At 68.6% G+C, this 18472-nt stretch carries 17 protein-coding genes; 4 read left to right on the top strand and 13 right to left on the bottom strand.

Features of this window, described 5'->3' with window-relative positions; translation table 11 throughout:
* Positions 1 to 8: 8 nt before the first annotated feature.
* The 9 genes from AB5S17_RS07525 to AB5S17_RS07485 form a co-directional block, all read right to left on the bottom strand.
* Positions 9 to 854 (bottom strand): MBL fold metallo-hydrolase, encoded by an 846-nt coding sequence (locus AB5S17_RS07525; RefSeq protein ID WP_369237806.1) that lies wholly within the window; start codon positions 852 to 854, stop codon positions 9 to 11.
* Positions 851 to 1324, bottom strand: a complete 474-nt coding sequence (locus AB5S17_RS07520) for a cyclic nucleotide-binding domain-containing protein (RefSeq protein WP_369237804.1) — start codon at positions 1322 to 1324, stop codon at positions 851 to 853. Before AB5S17_RS07520 ends, AB5S17_RS07525 begins: the two co-directional genes overlap by 4 nt.
* A gap of 54 nt (positions 1325 to 1378) precedes the next feature.
* Positions 1379 to 4084: an ATP-binding cassette domain-containing protein gene (locus AB5S17_RS07515; protein ID WP_369237802.1), complete on the bottom strand. Its 2706-nt coding sequence runs from the start codon at positions 4082 to 4084 to the stop codon at positions 1379 to 1381.
* Position 4085: 1 nt separating this feature from the next.
* Positions 4086 to 6065 carry a dipeptide ABC transporter ATP-binding protein gene (locus AB5S17_RS07510; RefSeq protein ID WP_369237800.1) on the bottom strand — a complete coding sequence of 660 codons (1980 nt, stop codon included), beginning with the start codon at positions 6063 to 6065 and terminating at the stop codon, positions 4086 to 4088.
* 202 nt (positions 6066 to 6267) lie between these two features.
* Entirely contained in the window at positions 6268 to 7440 is a 1173-nt protein-coding gene (locus AB5S17_RS07505; protein ID WP_369237798.1) for a glycosyltransferase family protein, read from the bottom strand.
* Positions 7440 to 8603, bottom strand: coding sequence for a glycosyltransferase family 4 protein (locus AB5S17_RS07500; RefSeq protein WP_369237796.1), 1164 nt, complete (start codon positions 8601 to 8603; stop codon positions 7440 to 7442). The genes AB5S17_RS07505 and AB5S17_RS07500 overlap by 1 nt, the downstream gene beginning before the upstream one ends.
* Positions 8600 to 9790 carry a glycosyltransferase family protein gene (locus tag AB5S17_RS07495; protein ID WP_369237794.1) on the bottom strand — a complete coding sequence of 397 codons (1191 nt, stop codon included), beginning with the start codon at positions 9788 to 9790 and terminating at the stop codon, positions 8600 to 8602. The genes AB5S17_RS07500 and AB5S17_RS07495 overlap by 4 nt, the downstream gene beginning before the upstream one ends.
* Positions 9791 to 10135: 345 nt before the next feature.
* Positions 10136 to 10987, bottom strand: coding sequence for an N-acetyltransferase family protein (locus AB5S17_RS07490; RefSeq protein WP_369237792.1), 852 nt, complete (start codon positions 10985 to 10987; stop codon positions 10136 to 10138).
* Positions 10984 to 11790, bottom strand: a complete 807-nt coding sequence (locus AB5S17_RS07485) for a polysaccharide deacetylase family protein (protein ID WP_369237790.1) — start codon at positions 11788 to 11790, stop codon at positions 10984 to 10986. Before AB5S17_RS07485 ends, AB5S17_RS07490 begins: the two co-directional genes overlap by 4 nt.
* Positions 11791 to 11962: 172 nt before the next feature.
* Here AB5S17_RS07485 and AB5S17_RS07480 point away from each other — a divergent pair, with 172 nt between their 5' ends.
* Together AB5S17_RS07480 and msrA are read left to right on the top strand one after the other, a co-directional pair.
* The gene (locus AB5S17_RS07480) at positions 11963 to 12388 is read left to right on the top strand and encodes a heme-binding protein (protein WP_369237788.1); all 426 of its coding nucleotides are present in this window, start codon (positions 11963 to 11965) and stop codon (positions 12386 to 12388) included.
* A 196-nt stretch (positions 12389 to 12584) separates the two neighbouring features.
* On the top strand, positions 12585 to 13199 hold the full coding sequence (gene msrA / locus AB5S17_RS07475; protein ID WP_369237786.1) for a peptide-methionine (S)-S-oxide reductase MsrA: 615 nt from the start codon (positions 12585 to 12587) through the stop codon (positions 13197 to 13199).
* Positions 13200 to 13273: 74 nt separating this feature from the next.
* Here the strand turns inward: msrA and AB5S17_RS07470 are convergent, their stop codons facing one another.
* Positions 13274 to 13948, bottom strand: coding sequence for an SDR family oxidoreductase (locus AB5S17_RS07470; protein WP_369237784.1), 675 nt, complete (start codon positions 13946 to 13948; stop codon positions 13274 to 13276).
* A 186-nt stretch (positions 13949 to 14134) separates the two neighbouring features.
* On the opposite strand from AB5S17_RS07470, the gene dps reads away from it, so the two are divergent.
* Complete coding sequence (gene dps / locus AB5S17_RS07465) at positions 14135 to 14638, top strand: DNA starvation/stationary phase protection protein Dps (protein ID WP_369237782.1); 504 nt, start codon at positions 14135 to 14137, stop codon at positions 14636 to 14638.
* 103 nt (positions 14639 to 14741) lie between these two features.
* Here dps and AB5S17_RS07460 read toward each other — a convergent pair whose 3' ends face one another.
* The gene (locus AB5S17_RS07460) at positions 14742 to 15572 is read right to left on the bottom strand and encodes a MipA/OmpV family protein (RefSeq protein WP_369237780.1); all 831 of its coding nucleotides are present in this window, start codon (positions 15570 to 15572) and stop codon (positions 14742 to 14744) included.
* A 650-nt stretch (positions 15573 to 16222) separates the two neighbouring features.
* Here AB5S17_RS07460 and AB5S17_RS07455 point away from each other — a divergent pair.
* On the top strand, positions 16223 to 16474 hold the full coding sequence (locus tag AB5S17_RS07455; RefSeq protein ID WP_369237778.1) for a hypothetical protein: 252 nt from the start codon (positions 16223 to 16225) through the stop codon (positions 16472 to 16474).
* 81 nt (positions 16475 to 16555) lie between these two features.
* Here the strand turns inward: AB5S17_RS07455 and AB5S17_RS07450 are convergent, their stop codons facing one another.
* Together AB5S17_RS07450 and AB5S17_RS07445 are read right to left on the bottom strand one after the other, a co-directional pair.
* Positions 16556 to 17314 carry a TIGR04290 family methyltransferase gene (locus tag AB5S17_RS07450; RefSeq protein ID WP_369237776.1) on the bottom strand — a complete coding sequence of 253 codons (759 nt, stop codon included), beginning with the start codon at positions 17312 to 17314 and terminating at the stop codon, positions 16556 to 16558.
* A 75-nt stretch (positions 17315 to 17389) separates the two neighbouring features.
* On the bottom strand, positions 17390 to 18451 hold the full coding sequence (locus tag AB5S17_RS07445) for a UDP-glucuronic acid decarboxylase family protein (protein ID WP_369237774.1): 1062 nt from the start codon (positions 18449 to 18451) through the stop codon (positions 17390 to 17392).
* Positions 18452 to 18472 lie beyond the last annotated feature (21 nt).

Here is an 18472-nt window from a genome sequence, read left to right as displayed (position 1 = left end):
ATGCCCCTTTAAGCCGGTTGGTCGCCCTCCCCGATCGAAATCGTGAGACCGGTGCGCGCGACGCTCGCCCCCGCAAACGCGCCCCTGGCGGTCGCCTCCAGGGCTTCCAGCCGGTCGTCGGTCTGTGTGACGTCGTGGTGAAATATGATCAGCCGGGCGACTTGGCCAGCACGGCAGAGGCGAACACCCTGTTGCCAGGTGGAATGCCCGAAGCCGATATAGCGCCCGAAGGTCTCGTCCGTATACATGCTGTCGTAGATCATCGCATCCGCCCCGGCGATCAGGTCGAGAATGCCCGGGTCGAGCGTTCCCGGCACGTGCTCGGTGTCGGTGATGTAGCAGAGCGAGTGCCCGTCATAGTCGATGCGGTAGCCGACGGCGCCGTTCGGATGGGTCAGCCGGACCGTCTTCACGACGATGCCGTCGCCGAGGTCGAGGATGTCGGGCGGGCGGAAGTCGCGGTAGTCGATCTTCGCGGCGAACTGCTTGGGCGTCACCGGGAAATAGGGCGGGCACATGAAGCCCTCGACCATGCTGCGCGTCGTGGTCGCGTCTTCGAAATGACCGGCGAAGATGCGGGCAGAGACGTGATCCTTGTAGAGCGGGATCACGAAGGGCAGGCCCATGATATGGTCGAAATGGCAGTGGGTCAGGAGGATGTCGATCTCCTGGACATGGGTCTCGTAGAGATGGCGCCCGCAGCCGACGATCCCGGTGCCGGCGTCGAGGATCAGCGTGCGCTCGCCGCACCGCACCTCGACGCAGCTGGTATCGCTGCCGAAGACGCAGTTCGGCTGGGCCGGTGCCGAAATGCTGCCCCGCGCACCCCAGATCGTCGCCTCGAAGCGGCTCATCGGCTCCCGCCCTGTCCGCCGGCGGCCAGGTTGCGCGCCCGCGCGAGTTCGTCATTGGTGTGCGACAGACGCACCGCGAGGCCCCGCATCACCTCCGTCGCCACTTCCGGAAACTGCCTGACCAGCTGCAGGAACGCCTCCTTGCGGATCCGCAGCGCGGAGAGGCGGGTGCGGGCGGTCACGGTGGCGGTGCGCGGCACGTCGCAGAGGATGGCGATCTCGCCGACGACGTCGCCGCCCTTCAGATGCGCGACGACATAGTCTCCGGCTTCGGTGGCGATCGAGACGTCCGCCTCCCCTTCGACGAGGACATAGGCCGAGTCGCCCGGCTCGCCCTGCCGGCACAGGATCTGGTCCTGCCGATAGGAGACCGATTCCGAGGTGTAGGCGATGAGCTTCAGCCGGGCCGGCTCGATGCCGGAAAAGAGCGGCACGGATCGTAGGAGATCCATCTCGGATTTCAGCAGCATTACACCATACCTCCCGCCGCTCCTGCCGTTCCTTCGCTCACGCCGCTTGTCCGGTCATGCCGGCTCCCGGACGCGATCCGCCGCCTGCGCGGTCGGGTCGACCAAGCGGCCGTCCCGGAACTCGATGGTTCGCTCGAACAGGTCGCAATGCTCGACATTGCTCAGCACCCAGACGACGATCTGCCGAGGAACGTCCAGCTTGTCGCGCGCTTCGATGACATTTTCGATAATGCGCCGCTGGCTCGGTCCGTCGAGCGCCGAGAGCGGCCGGTTCATGACCAGGAGATCGGGGCGCTTGAGCAGCGCCCGGGCGACGCCGAGCTTCTGCTGCTGGCCCGCCGACAGGCGCTTGGCACCGCTGCCGATATCGAAGCCGAGGCCGATCTCGAAGACCACTTCCGACAGCCCCGTCTCCCGCAGCGTCTCGATCAGCACCGTGTTGATGCGCGCCGCCGCTTCGGCGAAGCGGGTGACGATGCGGCCGAACAGGATGTTGTCCTGGACGCTGGCCGCCGGATTGATCGCATCGGGTCGGTAGACCGCGATGACGTCGCCGAGATCGCCGCCGACGCCGTCGAGGAAGCGCTGCCGGGCCCGAAGGACGCCGGCGCGGACGGCGTCGGTCAGAAGTCCCAGCCGGTGGCGCGGCTCGACATAGCCGAAGGCGAGGCTGTGGAAGGCTCGGCGGTCCTTGGCCGCCACCTCCTTGCCGCCGGCGACGCGCCGCAGCGCCGCGCGGTAGAACTCGACCTCGTCAGGGCTCATCAGGTCCATGTTCTCGAGCAGCGGATTGTCCGGCGAAAGGTCGCCGAAGATCTCGATCAGCGTCTCGGCGATCTGCCGTCCCATCTCGAACAGCGTTGCGTCGAGCCCGGTGTCGCGCAGGAGCGCCACCATTTGCGGCCGGCCGGCCAGCGGCGTCCCGTCCTCCAGCTCCGGCCGGGCGATGCCGAAGACGAGATTTTCCGCGACCGTCGCATAGTGGGAATAGCCGACGGGGTCGAAGCTTTCGAAATACTCCTCGTCGCCCCCGTCCTCGAGCCGCTCGCGAAAGCGCGCCCGCGCCCGCAGGATGCGGTCCGCGACCGCGTCGAACATCGCGTCCGGGACGCGGTCCCGCAGCCCGAGCCGGGCGACGTCGATCCGCATGTCGACGATGTCGAGGACCTCGGAGAGGCGCTTCGTTATAGCCTGCGGTCCGTCGACCCCCGCCGCCTCGTAGTCGATCCAGTCGTCGCGGATGTCGAGGTCGATATTGCCCGACAGCCGCGCCTCCTGGAGCCGCACCTGCTCGTCCCGGCCGATGCGCGTCTCGCGCCGCAGCGGCACGTGCCGCAGGCCATAGACGAGAGCGTCGCGGATCGTCATCTGCGCGAAATAGAGGCCCGAGACCGCATAGGCGGTGCGCCGTCCGACGAAGGCCTCGGGCAGGGTGTCGAGCGGCTGACCGTCGACGGTGATCCGGCCGCCGGAGGTCTCCATCATGCGCACCAGCGCCTCGGCGAGATATTCGCCGCCGCCGCCGACGGGACCGACCAGCGCCACCGTCTCCCCGGGCGTCAGCCTGAGGCTCGTCGGCTGCAGGAGTTCGCCGCCCGCCTCGTCGGTGATCTTGAGGCCCGCAACGGCGATCTCGCGGCCGATCTGCGGCGGCCGCTCGTAGGTGACCTTCTGAACCTCGGAATCGACGAGGTTCGGCATCGTGAACTGCTCGCGGATCTGAGCGTATTTCGACTGCACGTCGACGCGCCCCTGATCCCAGGCGATCAGATCCTTCAGCGGCGAGGGCAGGTCCTTGTAGGCGGCGATCACCGCGACCAGCTGCCCGATGTCCAGCCGGCCGATGATGACGAAATAGCCGCCGACGAGGTAGAAGATGAAGGGAGTGATCTGGGCGAGCAGGTTGTTCAGGAAGTTGACGAAGAACTTCCACTGGAAGAAGGCGTAGCGGATCCAGAGGATCTTGCCGAGCCGGTCGCCGAGTTCCGCCCGCTCCCAGTTCGAGGTGTCGTTGGTGCGGATCGAGGCGATGCTCTCGACCACCTCGCCGATGCGGCCGGACAGGATGCGGGCCGTCAGCTGGCGCGAGCGCGCCAGCACGACGAGCCGGCGGCGCAGGCGCGGGATGAGGAGCAACTGGACGACGACGATGGCGACCGCCACGCCGCCCAGCCAGTAGCTCTGCAGGACGATGAACACCAGCGCCGTGCCGGCCTGGCTGAGCAGCAGCGCCGGATCGGCGAAGGCGCTGCCGCCGAAGCCGCCGACCGGCTCCGTCTCGTCCTTGATCATCGAGGCGATCTCGGGCCCGCGGATCTGCTTGAAGCGCCCCGTCGGAAAGCGCAGCACCCGGTCGACCAGCTGGTAGCGCAGCCGGCGCAGGAGCCGCTCGCCGAGTTGGCCCTTGTAGTTCGACAGGTAGAACTTGAAGAGCCCGTTGACGATCACGAAGAACAGGAAGGTCAGGCTGAGGCCGACCAGCATGCCGACCCGGCCGACCTGGAAGCCGTCGAAGATCTGCCACGAGCCGCCGCCGAGGAACCCCGGCAGCGACAGGTGCCAGGCGAACAGCATGTCGGTCTGGCCCGGCTTCCAGTGCCCCTGGATCGGGCCGTTGACGATCCGCTTCGGCAGGTCGAGCGTCAGATAGTAGAGCGGCAGCGAGACCAGGAGGACGCCGAACAGCCAGAGCTGCTGGCGCCGGGTGTAGCGCCAGACATAGCGAAAGATCGACGCGTCGAGTTCGTCGGGTGCGGCCATCTCAGGCCCCGTCTCCTCGCAGGACGATTGCCTCCGGCTCGAGAGATCCCCGGCCGGGCTCGAAATCGAGGCTCGCGGCGCGCACGAAATGGCCCGGCGCCGCCTCGAGCAGCTGCGGCCTTTCGGTGCCCGCCGTCACGGTGAACGGGGCCGGCCAGTCGCGGCGGCCGATCTTGCCGGCGCGCGGCAGGTGGTCGAAGTCGAGCGGGCGCGACGGATCGGCATGGGGAACGGCACGCATCAGAAGCTGAGTATAGGGGTGCAGCGGCGCGCGAAACAACTCCCGCCGCGGCGCCGCCTCCACGATCGCCCCGTCGCACATCACCACGATCCGGTCGGCGAAGTGGTTCACCACCGCCAGATTGTGCGAGATGAACAGATAGGTGAGCCCCGCGATCGCCTGCAGGTCCTTCAGAAGGTTGAGGATCTGCGCCTGCACGGAGACGTCCAGCGCGGCCACCGGCTCGTCGCAGATGAGGATCTCCGGCTCCAGCGCCAGGGCGCGGGCGATGCCGATGCGCTGGCGCTGGCCGCCGGAGAAGGAGTGGGGATAGCGCGACGCATAGCTCGGCTCGAGCCCGACGGCCTTCAGGAGCCGCTCCACCCGCCCGCGCCGCTCCCCGCCGTCGCCGAGGCCATGCACCTCCAGCGGCTCGGCGAGGATGGCGCCGACGGTCATGCGCGGGTCGAGCGAGGAGAACGGGTCCTGGAAGACGTATTGCATACGCCGACGTACGGAAAACAGTTCGGCCCGGTCGGCGGCGACGATGTCGACCGGCCCGCCGGGGCCGTCCAGGACGATCCTGCCGGAATCCACGTCCACCGCCCGCATGATGGCGCGCGCCAGCGTGGTCTTCCCGGAGCCGGATTCGCCGACCAGCCCGACGCTTTCGCCGCGGCGGATGGTCAGCGACACGTCGTCGAGGGCGTGGATGCGCCGCAGCGGAGCGCGGCCGAACAGGCGCCGGTCGCCGCGCAGCGAGAAGCTCTTGCGAAGGTTCTCGACCGTCAGCAGCGGCTCGCCCGGCACGCCGCAGGACGTCCGTCCCATCAGCGCGGTGGGATCGATCTTGATCTCGCGGATCGGCGTCAGCCGGCGCTGCACGCCGGTGTCGAAGTCCGGCACTGCCTTCATCAGCGAGACGAGATAGGGATGCTGCGGCCGGGTGAAGATCGCCTCGGTCGGACCGGACTCGACGATGCGGCCGTGATGCATGACCACCACGTCCTCGGCAAGGTTCGCCACGACGCCGAGATCGTGGGTGATCAGCAGCACCGCCATCTTCAGCTCGGCCTGGAGATCGCGCATGAGCTTCAGCACCTGCGCCTGGAGCGTGACGTCGAGCGCCGTCGTCGGCTCGTCGGCGATCAGGAGGGCGGGGCGGCAGATCAGCGCCATGGCAATCATCGCGCGCTGGCGCAGGCCGCCGGAGAGCTCGAACGGATACATTCTCAGCGCCCGGTCCGGCTCCGGGAACTGGACGAGACGCAGCGTCTCCTTCACCGTCTCGGCCATCTCGGCCCGCCCCGCACGACGGTGGACGGCCAGCACCTCGCCGATCTGGTCGCCGAGCGTGTGAAGCGGCGAGAAGGCGGTCATCGGCTCTTGGAAGACCATGGAGATCGAGCGGCCGCGGACGGCCCGGAACTGCGGCGAGACGCGCGGCAGGGCGGCGAGATCCAGACGGCCGAGTTCGGGATCGTCGAACAGGATCCGCCCCTCGGTGACAAAAGCGTTGTTCGGCAGGAGGCCGAGGATCGCCTGCGACGTCACGGACTTGCCGGAACCGGATTCGCCGACCAGCGCGACCGTGCGGCCGGGCGCCACGGCCATGGAGACGCGGTTCACCGCCTTGACCGTGCCCGCCATGGAGCGGAACTCCACCGACAGGCCCTCGATCGACAACAGGGATCGGCGGTTCTCCGCCAAGGCCGAGGGGAGCGGTGCCCGTCGCTCCAGAACCGGCGCTTCGCTAGCCACTGACGCTCTTGCCTCCAAGCATGACCTCGCCTCGTCCTCGGAATAGCAGCCGGACGAAAACAAAGCGATGGCTAAAGATGATCGGGCGGGGCAGCCGTGACGATCGCGGCAAGTCTCCCCGGCTCTTTCGGTCTCGCCGCCCCGGTCTTTGCGGCAGCCATACCGGCGCCGGCAGATGTGACCTTTGCAGGTCGGAGCGATTTCAACGCGGCTCGGTTTCGCTGCTTGCCGAGCCCGGCACCTTTCCGCGGATCAACGCCTTGATCAGTTCGGCCGTATGCGCCGCTCCATCGAGATCGATCCGCCGCCGCTCGCCCCCGGTCCGCGCCAGCGTCGCCGCGATCGCCCGCACGAGCGTGTCCGGCGCGAGTTCGGCGCTCCGCAGCACCGTCAGCAGGCCGAGCTCCTGCAGGCGCCGCGCCCGAAACAGCTGCTCGGTCTCCTCCCCGGCATCGTAGGGCACGACCACCGCCGGCGCCTCGGCCCGCAGGAGGTTCATGACGGTGTTGTATCCGGCCTGCGAGATCGACAGCGCACAGCCGTCCAGCCGCGCCTGGAAGTCGCGGGCGAAGCGCTCGACCACGATGCCGTCCCCGGCCCGCGCCGCCAATGCCTCGAACTCGGCGTCGGGAAAGCGCGGCCCGGTGAAGAACCGCCACGTCTGGTCCTTCAGCGGCGACAGCGGCCGCGCCGCCATCGCCACGTCGAGCAGCGGTCCTGCCGCGGCGCCCCCGCCCGCAGAGACGATGACGTCGCCGGTTCGGGGCGCATCGCTGCGCTCGGCGGGTTCGGTCACATAGCCGGTATAGGCGATGCGGTCGGCGAGCGCGTCGGCATGCGGGTAGGTCTCGCCGAAGGTGAAGAGCGCCGGGTCGGAATGGACGAGGATCGCGTCGAGATAGCGCCTGCCGATCTCGATGCCCTTCATCGCCCGCTCCGGGTGCTTCGTCTCGACCAGGATGTCACGCACCGAGGTAGCGCATCTGACCCGCGGCTTGTCCTCGGCGGCCAGCGCGAGCAGCGGCTCCAGCTCGAAGCCGAAGCGCCAGCGGCCGAACGGATACATTTCGAGGAGCACGAGGTCGGGCCGCGTCCGCCGGTAGAGGTCGAGAAGCGCGTCGCGGCGCATCGCCTTCCAGGTCTCGGTCACCGGCTCGCCGCCTGCGTCGTAGAGCGTCTTGAAGTCGGCCCCGCGGATCGAGACCTCCGGCAGCTGCACCACCTCGGCGCGCGCGAACGGGATCTCCGGCACCGGATGGCCGCCGAGCGCGACCACCACCTCGATGCCGCGATCCGCCAGAGCGTTGGTGATCAGTTCGCCGCGCCTCAGATGCCCGACCCCGAGGAGATGCTGGACGTGGAACAGGACGCGCATCAGACCGCCTTCCGCAAGTTCTTCTGCCGCCGGCTCTCGGCCGCGGCGTGGAGCGCCCGGTCGAGATCGGCGGCCGCGACGGGAAGGTCGTGACGTTCGCACGTCCGCCGCCGGGCCGCCGCGCCCATCGTCCGGCGCAGATTCGAGTCATCGATAAGCCGGCTAATCGCGTTTGCCAGGGCCGCGACGTCCCCCTCCGGCACCAGCCGACCGGTGAGCCCCTCGGCAACGACGTTCGCGACGCCGCCGCTGGCGCCGGCAACTACCGGCAGGCCGGCCGCCTGCGCCTCCAGGAACGCCATGCCGAAGGCCTCCTTGATCGCCGGCCAGACATAGAGGTCGGCAGCGGCATAGAGCTGCGGCATCTCGACGGGCGCCGCGGCGCCGAACCAGGAGACCGTCTCCGCAATCGGCGCGAAGGCCGTCCGCACCGCCGCTTCGGCGGGGCCGTCGCCGACGACGATCAGGCGGAACGGCGCCTCCACGCGGGCGAGCGCCGCCGCGAGCGTCTGGTAGGACAAGAGCTTCTGGTCCGCCCGCATCATGCCGACGGTGAGCAACCACGGCCGGTCGAGTGGCAGGCTCAGCCGGCCGGCCAGCCAGACGCGCGCCGCGTCCCGCTGGGCCGGAGCATCGGCGAAAGGCCGGGCATCGAGAAACGGCGCCAGTTCCTGATAGCGCGCGCCGGGTCTCAGCCATGGCGCGACGCCCGGGCGATCGGCCGGATTCAGCCCCAGCACCAGATCGGCCACCTCGAGCGCGGCGATCGCGGCGTCATAACCGCGGCGCCAGCGCCCGCCCCGCTGCTTGCCGGCGACCGAGGCCTCGGCGACGACGTAAGGAATGTCCCAGGCGGCGGTAACGCGCGGGCCGAGCCAGTCCGGCGCCTTGTGATAGAGGTGATAGGTGAGCCAGAGGTCGAAGGGCGGCCGATCGCCGCCGGCAGCGTGGCGCACGAGCCGCTCGGCCAGCCGGATTCCCATGGCCTCCAGCCGCTGCTGACGCCTCTGGTCGCCCTTGTCCCAGCTGCGGAACCGCGAGACCAGCGTCACCTCGTGCCCGGCGAGCCGCAGAGCCTGGATCAGCCCGCGCGCCACGGTGCGATCGCCGGAGGGCCGGGGATCGTCCGGCGGTTTCATCGGCGCGTAGAACGCGATCCTCATCCGTGCCCGGCGCCGGTGGCCGGGCGCACGCCGCCAAGCCGGCGGAGCCCCGTTCCGCGCGCGGCATCCTGTTCCCGCCGGTGCGCGGCGATGGCCTCGTCCGTCAGCCGGCAGATCGCGTCGAGGCCGCCGAGGATGCCCTCCACCGCGACCGAGCGCGGCCGCGCCTGCCGCGGCAGGGCCCGGATCGCCTCGGCCATCGCGCCCGCATCGGCGGACATGTCGGGATCCAGCATGCGCGACAGCCCCAGCACCTCGGCCTGGCGGGCGCGGATCTCCTGCTCCAGCCGCGGCTGCTGGCGCGGCACGATCACCGCCGGCTTGTCGAAGGACAGGATCTCGCAGAACGTGTTGTAGCCGCCCATGGCGACGACCCCGACCGAGTGCTCGAACAGCGGCTCGATCGACGCCGCGAAGGTGATCGCATCCACTTCGGGCAGTTGCGCGACGCGGCGCTGGAAGTCCGACTGGTGGGCGGAATCCATGAACGGCCCGAGCACGATCTTGGCGCGCACGCCGAGATCGGCGCCGCTCTCATAGGCCCTGAGGACCCAGTCGACCAGCATGGCGCCGTCGCCGCCGCCGCCCGTCGTCACCAGCACGAAAGGCGCCTCGCCAGGCGCCACCGCCTCGGCCGGCAGCGCGCCGGACGGATCGTCGGCCCGCTGCAGATAGCCCGTGAACACCGCCTTCTCGCGCACCGCACGGGAGACGCCGACGCCGTCCAGCGGATCGCAGATCTCCGGCAGGCCATAGATCCAGATGTCGTCGTAGAGGTCTTCGATCGCGGAGAAGGCCTCCTTGCGCCGCCATTCCTCGGCGAGGCGGGAGGGTTCGTCCATGATGTCGCGCAGGCCCAGCACCAGCCGCGCCCCGGTGGTCTTGAGATAGTGCAGGCTGGCGCCGACCTCGCCGCGCATGCCGAGCGGCTCCTTGTCGACCAGGAAGACGTCGGGATCGAAGATCTCGGCGGTCTTCTTGATGATCGCCGAGCGGATCTCGGTCAGATCCTCGATCGACAGGCCGGGATTGGACGGCGCATAGGTGTCGGCTCCCAGCTTCACGACGCCCGGCACGCGGATGAAGTCCACCTGCGGCGGGAACGAGAACGATCCCACCACCGGCGAGCCCGCGACGATCAGGACGGAGATTTCGGGACGGTGCGCGACGAGGGCCTGGGCGATCACGCGACAACGGCGTAAATGCCCCAGGCCGAACGTGTCGTGACTGTAGATCAGCACGCGCGGAGGCCTGGCCTGCATGCTCACTCCTGGCGCACGGACCGTTTTCGATACGGCAGACACTGGCCTCTTTCCCTTCAGCGCGCAAGATCGTGATGCAATGCCCGCGGCCCAACAAGCGTCACGGCCCGCCCTATGTGGTGCAGGCGCCGGGGCCTGAAAGCGCCGCAGCGCACACGCTGTGTTTCCATGGTCGGCGCAGGATTTAGTCCGGGCTTCGCGACCAGTGCGGCGCGTCGCACCATTGTGGCGCCCGGCCGGTTCCTGCTCACCCGGCCGGCCGTGTGAGGCTCAGGGGAGCTTCTGGTCGAGCAGGATCACCTCGGAATAGAGGTGATCGACATCCCGCGCTCCCACGCCCGCGGCCGGCCGATGCCAGCGCGGCAGCGGGATCGCCTCGATTGCACCGGCATCGTCTCCTGGCGAAATCCAGCGAGAATCGACCGCCAGCACGCCCCGCTCCCCGCTCACGATCGCTTCGGCGATCCCCTGCGCATGCGCCGAAAGAAAGCCGGGATCGGCGGCGTGCAGAATCTCGTGATAGGCAATGGAATCGCCCTTCAGCTTGCGCTGCCAGACGATCCAGACGCCTGCCTCTCCGACCAGCGCATGGTGGACGTCGAAGTCCCGATGCAGGTCGAAGCTGCGCCGGTCCGGCTCGGAAAGCCGCGCCCTGATCACGTCCGGGTCACGCTCGACCGGGATCGCTGCCGCACCCTGCGGCCGATAGAGGCTGCGCGTCTCGTCCAGGATCGAGAAGCCGAGCGCCCGGATCTTGCGGCCGGTGGCGCGGCGCGCGGTCATCGTCTGGTAGGTCACGCCCGGCTGCGCCATGCCCGCCTGAAGCAGCGCATCGCCGGTGCCGTCGCCGCGGTAGTCGGAGAGAAGATACCAGGAGGAGAGGTCGCAGAAGCGCTTCGGCGCGCCGGCGACCATCCGGTCGCTGTAGACCGTGCCCATGAAGCCGACGATACGGCCGCGATCCTCGACGAGCCAGCCACGCTCGACGCCCTCGGGCCGCCAGGGATAGTCGAGGAGGCGGCGCCAGCGCTCGGGCGGAATCTTTGCGTTCATGCGCTCGTGCAGCAGCGCGACGGCGGCGTCGATGTCGCGCTCCTCGGCCGGCCGGACGAGACCGCTCATGCGGACGGCCGGTCGGTTGCAAGACCTGCCCCGCCCTTCGCGGCCGCGCCGAACAGTTCGCCGGCGCTGCGCCAGCGCACGGCGGGATGCCGCGCGAGCAGCCCGAGCATCGCCCGCAGGAATGTCCAGGTCTCGGCGTCGTGGTCGAGATGATGGGTGAGGATGCCGAAGGGCTCGTCGGGGTCCGTCCGGGCGAGCCGGCGATCGGCCAGCCGCTCGCTCGCCAGCTTGACCAGCTTCTCGCCGCCGGCAAAGCGGGCGCCGCCCTTCCAGGTCAACAGGTCGAGATGGGCGTTGATCTCCGCGAGGCCATCCGGACGGGGCGCGGCCGGGTCGCGCGGACCGAAGACCGAGACGCCGCGATACCCCTCGCCCGGCAGCGCCGAGACGATCTCGGCCGTGATGCGGTTCCAGGGCGGCACCATCACCGGCAGGAAGCGGTCGCCGAAGGCGTCCGCCAGCCGGGATCGCCCGTCCGAGAGTTCGGCGAGGACGGTCTCCACCGGCCGGTCGCCGCCGCATTCGACCGCGCGGCCGCCGGGCGCGGCGTGGTTGCGATGGGCGAAGCCGTGCTGGAGGATGGTGAGAGAAGGGTCGGCGAGCGCGGTCGGAAGGCTGGCGCCGAGCCCTTCGGGGACGACCGCGGCGGCAAGCGGCAGATCGTATTCCGCCGCCGCCCGCACGAGCCGCTCCAGCGCCGGGGAGGACCGCGTCGCGTCGTCGTCGCGCCACCAGACGTCGATGCGCCGGCCGGCTTGCGTCCAACGGTCCAGTTCGCGCGAAAGGTCGTCGAGATCCGCCATACCCTGCGGCTTAGCCGTCTCCGCCCGCCGCGGCAATGGCTGGCGGCCGGCGGCGACCTCGAGGACCGCCTCCGCGAAGCGCCGGCGGGCCGCCAACGCGGCATTCGGCAGCGGCGTGACCTGACGCGCCGGCGGACTATTTGACGGCCGGCAGGATTTTCGGAGGGACCCCATGCTCACGCTTCACCACGCCCGCATCATCATTGCCGAGGCCCTCAAGGCCGGCGCCGCAAAAGGGCTGAAACCGCTCACCGTCGCCGTCCTCGACGCCGGCGGCGCGCTGATCGCGCTGGAGCGCTCCGACGGCTCCTCGCGCATGCGTCCGGACATCGCCATCGGCAAGGCGAACGGGGCGATCGCGCTCGGCATGGGCTCGCGCGCGATCTTCAAGCGGTCCGAGGAGCAGCCGGCCTTCATCCAGGCGATGAACGCGCTGGCGGGCGGCGTGCTCGTGCCGGTGCCGGGCGGCGTCCTCGTCCGCGGCGAGGGCGGTGCGATCATCGGCGCCGTCGGCATCACCGGCGACACCTCCGACAACGACGAGGCGGCGGCGATCGCGGGCATCGAGGCCGCCGGGCTCACGGCGGACGGCGGCTGACGCGCACCAGCAACCCGGCGGCCCGCGGCATCCGCAGGTTCAGCCTGCCGGGCCCGCAGGATCACGGCCGATTGAACACGCCCGCGAAACCTTTCGCCCGCTCTCACCGAAGCTTGTGTCGAGAGCCGGTGCGCCGGTTTGGTAGGTTCGCCGGCCGCAGCGGACCGCCGGCGAACGGCAGGACAAGGAGACAGGCATGAGATCGACAGTCGCATGGGCGGGCGCCGCCCTGTTCGCAGCGGGCCTTGCGTCGACGGCCATTCCCGCCGGCGCGGCCGGCACCAAGACCGCGATTTTCGCCGGCGGCTGCTTCTGGTGCGTCGAGAGCGACTTCGACCATGTGAAGGGCGTGACCGACACCACCTCCGGCTATATCGGCGGCACGATAGAGAACCCGACCTACGAGAACCATCCTGGCTTTCGCGAGGCGGTGCGCGTCACCTTCGATCCTTCCAAGGTGTCCTACGACCAGCTGCTGACCGTCTACTGGCATTCGATCGACCCGACCGATTCCGGCGGCCAGTTCTGCGACCGCGGCCATCCCTACACCACCGCGATCTACGCCACCGACCAGGACGAGCTCGCCAAGGCCAAGGCGTCGGAAGCGGCGGTGAAGAAGGATCTCGGCAAGGTCGCGACGGTGATCGAAATGGCGCCGAAGTTCTGGCCGGCGGAAGGCTACCACCAGGACTACTACCGGAAGAACCCTCTGAAATATAAGTTCTATCGCTATAATTGCGGGCGCAATGCGCGCGTCGAAGCGGTGTGGGGCGACAAGGCCTATATGGGCATCAGGCAGGCGATGGATTGACCGCCGATCCCGCGCTGCCCCGGTGACAGGACCCGCAGGCGGCGGCCGTTGTTCGTCCGGCCGCCGCCTCGCCGTCAGCGGTTCAGCGGCTCCACCCAGATCTCGCCCGCGAGCACATTGGCCGGCTGGGTGATCGCATAGACGACGGCGCGGGCGATGTCGTCCGCCACCAGGGCGTTCGGCTTGCGCTCGTCGAAGAACGGCGTGTCGACCATGCCGGGCTCGATCAGCGTCACCTTGACGCCCTTCTCGCGCATCTCCTCGCGCAGGTTCTGGCCGTAGCCGCTCATCGCCCATTTGGTCGCGCCATAGACCGAACCGGGAATGATCTTGCGCCCGGCCCCGGAGCTGGTGATCAGGACATGCCCCTTGGCGGCGATCACCGCCTCGTGCGTCGCCTTCACCGTGAACATCACGCCGAGAACGTTGGTCATCACCATCGTCCGCCATTCGTCGGGGTCGCCGCCGGCCGTTCCGGAGCCCTTCGCGCCGACGCCGGCATTGGCGAAGACGACGTCGAGCGTGCCGAATCGGTCCAGCACCGCCTTCACCATGGCCTGCTGCGAGGCATAGTCGGTAACGTCGCACTGGACCGCCATGGCCCGGTCGGGGCCGAGGTCCTTCACCAGCCCGTCGAGCTTCTCCTTCGATCGCGCGGCGAGCGCGACGGCGTATCCCGCCTCGACGGCCCGACGCGCGGTGGCCTCTCCGATGCCGCTCGAGGCGCCGGTGATCAGCATGGTCTTCATCATTCTCTCCAGATCGGTTCAGGCCCGCATCTGGAGCCCGCCGGCCGCTCCGCAACCCGGACATGCCGGCAGCGGGCAACACGAGCGCCGGCGGCTGGCGGCGCCATGGTTGAGAATGGAACCGTTAGCCGCACAAGCGATTATCGCGGCGCCGCCCGATGCCGTCCCTCATCACGGAGACGACCCATGGCCAGCAAGACCGGCAAGACCAAGCTGCATTCGACCATGAACCCGCTCTCGGAGAACATCCGGGGCTCGATGGTGGAGCTGCTCCAGACCCACCTCGCGACTGCGGTGGACATCACCTATCAGACCAAGCAGGCGCACTGGAACGTCAAGGGCATGAACTTCATCGCCGTGCACAAGCTGTTCGACGAATTGCACGAGTTGACCGAGGACTATGTCGACACCATCGCCGAGCGTCTGACCGCCCTCGGCGGCCAGGCCCACGGCACGGTGCAGGCGGCCGCGCAGAACACCCTGCTCGACCCCTACCCCTTGGACCTCGTGAGGTCCGAGGATCACCTGAAGCGGCTGACCGAGAGCTACGCCAAATGGAGCGCGGCGGTCGAAAAGGGCATCGAGGAGGCCGAGGAGGCCGGCGATCCGCTGACCTCCGACCTGCTCACCGCGGTCGGGCGCGGGCTCGACAAGTCGATCTATTTCATGGAGAGCCATTTTCAGGGCTGACCGCCCGCTCTCCACAGGCCGTAAAGAAGCGGCCGGGCGCGTCAGCACCCGGCCGCTTGTCATCTGGAAAAGACCTGCGCGACGATCGGGCGCAGCCCCCCGCTCAGAACAGGTCGAGCGAGAAGCGCTTCGAGATGCCGAGGCCGAAGTAATACTGGTTCTTGTCGCCGGCCTTCACGATCGGCGAGTCGGCAGCGTCGCCGACAAGGCGGTCGTAGGTCGCGTCTGCGGTGATGAAGTAGTCCTTGAAGACTTCGTAGCGCGCCGAAGCCGCGAGGCCGACGCTCTTGAAGCCGCCGCTCGGCGAATAGGCGTCGAGCCGCCCGCCGGTATTGGCCGACTCGCGCGGGGTGACGCCGAAATAGGTGTCCATGTAGTCGCTGGAGGCGAGCGAGACGGTCGGGCCGAACTTCAGCGTCAGGGCCTCGGTCGGCCGGGCGATCGCGCTTGCGCCGAACTCGCCGACGAAGCCGTCAGCGCCGCCGAGCGCATAGCGGACATTGCCGGACACCTCGGCATATTCCCACTCGTAGCTCGCCTTGATGCCGAGCTCATAGGAGGCGTCGACGTCGTCGAGGCCGCGCAGGCTGGAATAATCGGAGGAATCGCGCTTCGGCTGATACTTGAACGACGGCCCGATGGAGAAGCCGAGGCCGTCCGGGCCGCCGAAGGAGCCGATGCCGGGCAGGTTGACGTATTCGACGGAGAAGAGCGCCGACGGGGCGATCTGGTAGTCCTTCGAACCGAGATATTCCGGCTGCACGATGCCTTCGACGCCGAGCTCGAAGACGAAGTCCGCGCCGTTGTAGTCGACCTTTGCGGGCGCCGCCGGCTGCGGAGCCGTCTCGTAGGGCGTCACCACATCGGCGGCATGCGCCAAGAGGGTGGAGCCGAGAAGAAGCGCGAAGGCCGCGCCGGCGCTGCGAAGGGTCATGTCCTGATACTCCAGCCTGCCCGCGTCTTCTGCCGCCCGACGGAGCGGGCCGGACGCGGTGTCCATCCGGTCATACGGGAAAATGTCCAGTCGACAATGAACGAAGGGGTTATTCGGCGGTCGATCCGGGGCTTTCCCCGCCGGCCGTTGCCGCATGACAACAGGAGCGTGTTTCGGCAGGCTTTGGACTGACGCGCGTCGTCGCCCGCGGCGACGCCCGACCGGAGGCGTCGGCTCCGCGAAAACGAAAAAGGGGCGCGGCGATCCCCCGATGCCGCGCCCCATGTCCCCCGCCCTCGATCGGACAGGATCATCCCAAGCAGATCGATCGTTAATGCCTGATTATGTCCGAAAACCGGTTGATTTCCGGGCGCAGGAACCGACCGCATCCCCTTCGATCGCTCAGACTAGAGCCAATTCGTTAAGCCGGAGTTAACCTGTGCCGCTTGCCCGAAGCTAGTGAGGGTGGCGTCGCCGCTCCGGCTCGCGCGCGGCCTCCGGCGCGACGAAGCGGACCCAGGCGTCTCCCGCGATCCGCCTTCGGCGGAACCGCTGCGCGCAACGGCTGGTTTGGCCATCATCCGAACCAGCGTCGGCCGAGCGGCCGACGCTTCGAACCGACATCCGATTTCCAACCGTGGAGAGACATCATGGCTTCGGCAGAACCGGTGACCGATCACGACGAAATCCGCCAGTGGGCGGAGAAGCATGGCGGCCGGCCCTCGAAGGTCGAGACCGGCGGCGAAGGCGGCATCCTGCGCCTCGACTTCCAGGACCCCGACGAGAACCTGACGGAGATCTCCTGGGAGGAGTTCTTCCAGATCTTCGAAGACAACAAGCTGGCCCTGCTCCTGCCCGAGGACAACGACAAGAGCCGCTTCAACAAGTTCGTCGCGCGCTGACGCATTGTCGTGGAGGGCTGGAGGCACTGCCTCCGGCCTTTCCGGCAGATCCCGCGCAACGCCGCCGCCGCGCCCCGCGCCTCAGCGGTACGAGATCTCCGGCGGCGGCTCGACCATGAAGCCGCGCTCGCCCCTGCGACAGAGATAGACTTCGTCGTCGGTCGCATCGACGATGGTGAAGCCGGCGCTGCGCAGCATCGCCTCCATGCCGGCGCGGTTGGGGATCCACCAATTGGTGGGATCGCCGGAATAGTTTTGCTCGACGAAGACCATCCGCGGGTAGCCTTCCCGTTCGAAGACGGCTTCCTCTTCGAAGGGATAGTCCGCGGCGACGTCCGGCCGTTGCGTCGACCCCCGCAGCATCGACTGGAACAAGAGATCGCCCCCCACCACGGTCTCGTAGAGCAGATCCAGCGCCAGCAGCGGATGGCGCAGATGATAGAGCACGCCCATGAAGATCACGAAGTCGAAGCGCTCCTTCAGCGCCCCGACCTCGTAGACCGACAGCTGCCGGAACTCGATGTGTGCTCCGGCGATCTCGGCGGCGAGCCGTGCCTGGGCGAGGTAGCGCGGGTCGGAATCGATCCCGACGACACGCTCCGCTCCGCGCCGCTTCATTTCGAGCGAGTAGAAGCCGGCATTGCAGCCGATGTCGAGCACCGTCATCCCGCTCATGTCCTCGGGAACGAGGTGCCGGAAACGCTGCCACTTGAAGTTCGGATAATCGCCGAGGAAGTGCTCCGGCGCAGTCTTGACGCCGGCGAGGTCGAGATTGTGGAACCAGGGGCCGAGCGCCCGGATGCGGCTTTCGATGTCGGACGTCGAGACTGCGTCGTCCATGATGCTCCCCTCTCGCGCGCCGCCCGTCGGGAACGACGGATGCGCGGCATTCATGTGTTTCAGGCGGGCCCGGCGCTAATGCCGCTGGGCGGCGACGGGCTCCGGCAGGCGGCCCGCCGTCTCGCGCGCCAGATGCGCGCCGCTCGGCACCGCACGCCCGCCCTTTCGCGTCTCGCCGGCGAACCAGTCGATCGTCGGCCGCAGCCCTTCGACGAGCGGGATCTCCGGTTGCCACCCGAAGAGCTCGCGGGCGCGGCTGATATCGGGGCGCCGGCGCTGCGGATCGTCGACGGGCAGCGGGTGCAGCGTCAGCTCCGAGGTCGAGCCGGTGATCTTCAGGACGAGTTCGGCAAGCTCGTTGATGGTGAACTCGCCAGGATTGCCGAAATTGACCGGGCCGCCGGGATTGTCCTTCGCTCCCATCATCTGTACCAGGCCCCTGACGAGGTCCGAGACGTAGCAGAAGGACCGCGTCTGCTCCCCGGTGCCGTAGATCGTCAGCGGCTCGCCGGAGAGCGCCTGGCAGACGAGGTTGGAGATGATCCGCCCGTCGTCGGGCCGCATGCGGGGGCCGTAGGTGTTGAAGATCCGCACCACCCGCACGTCGGCGCGCCCGGCTCGCAGATAGTCGAAGCAGAGGGTCTCGGCCGCACGCTTGCCCTCGTCGTAGCAGGCGCGCGGGCCGGTCGGATTGACGTGGCCCCAGTAGTCCTCCCGCTGCGGGTGCTGCTCGGGATCGCCGTAGACCTCGCTGGTCGAGGCCTGCAGGAAGCGCGCGTCGCAACGCTCGGCGAGCGCCAGAAGGTTGTTGGTGCCGACGACGCAGGTCATCATCGTTCCGACCGGATCGGCTTGGTAGTGCGGCGGCGAGGCGGCGCAGGCGAGATTGTAGATCTCGTCCACCATGAACCCTTCCGGCAGCGGATCGCAGATGTCCTGCTTCAGGATCACGAAGCGGTTGCTGCCGGTCAGCGCCTTGACGTTGCGGAGCGAGCCGGTGGCGAGATTGTCGACGCAGGTGACGTGATGCCCCTGGCCGACGAGAAGTTCGCACAGATGGGAGCCGAGAAAGCCCGCCCCGCCGGCGACGAGGATCCGCTTCATGGCGGCACCGTTGGCGAAGTCTTCACGCTTCATGCCGTCACTTCCTTCTTCTGA

It is taken from the genome of Jiella sp. M17.18 (assembly GCF_041027365.1).
In the GTDB taxonomy this organism is placed as follows: Bacteria; Pseudomonadota; Alphaproteobacteria; order Rhizobiales; family Rhizobiaceae; genus VKMB-3413.
Note: the sequence above shows the minus strand (reverse complement) of the source record. Positions and strands in the feature narration are given on the sequence as shown.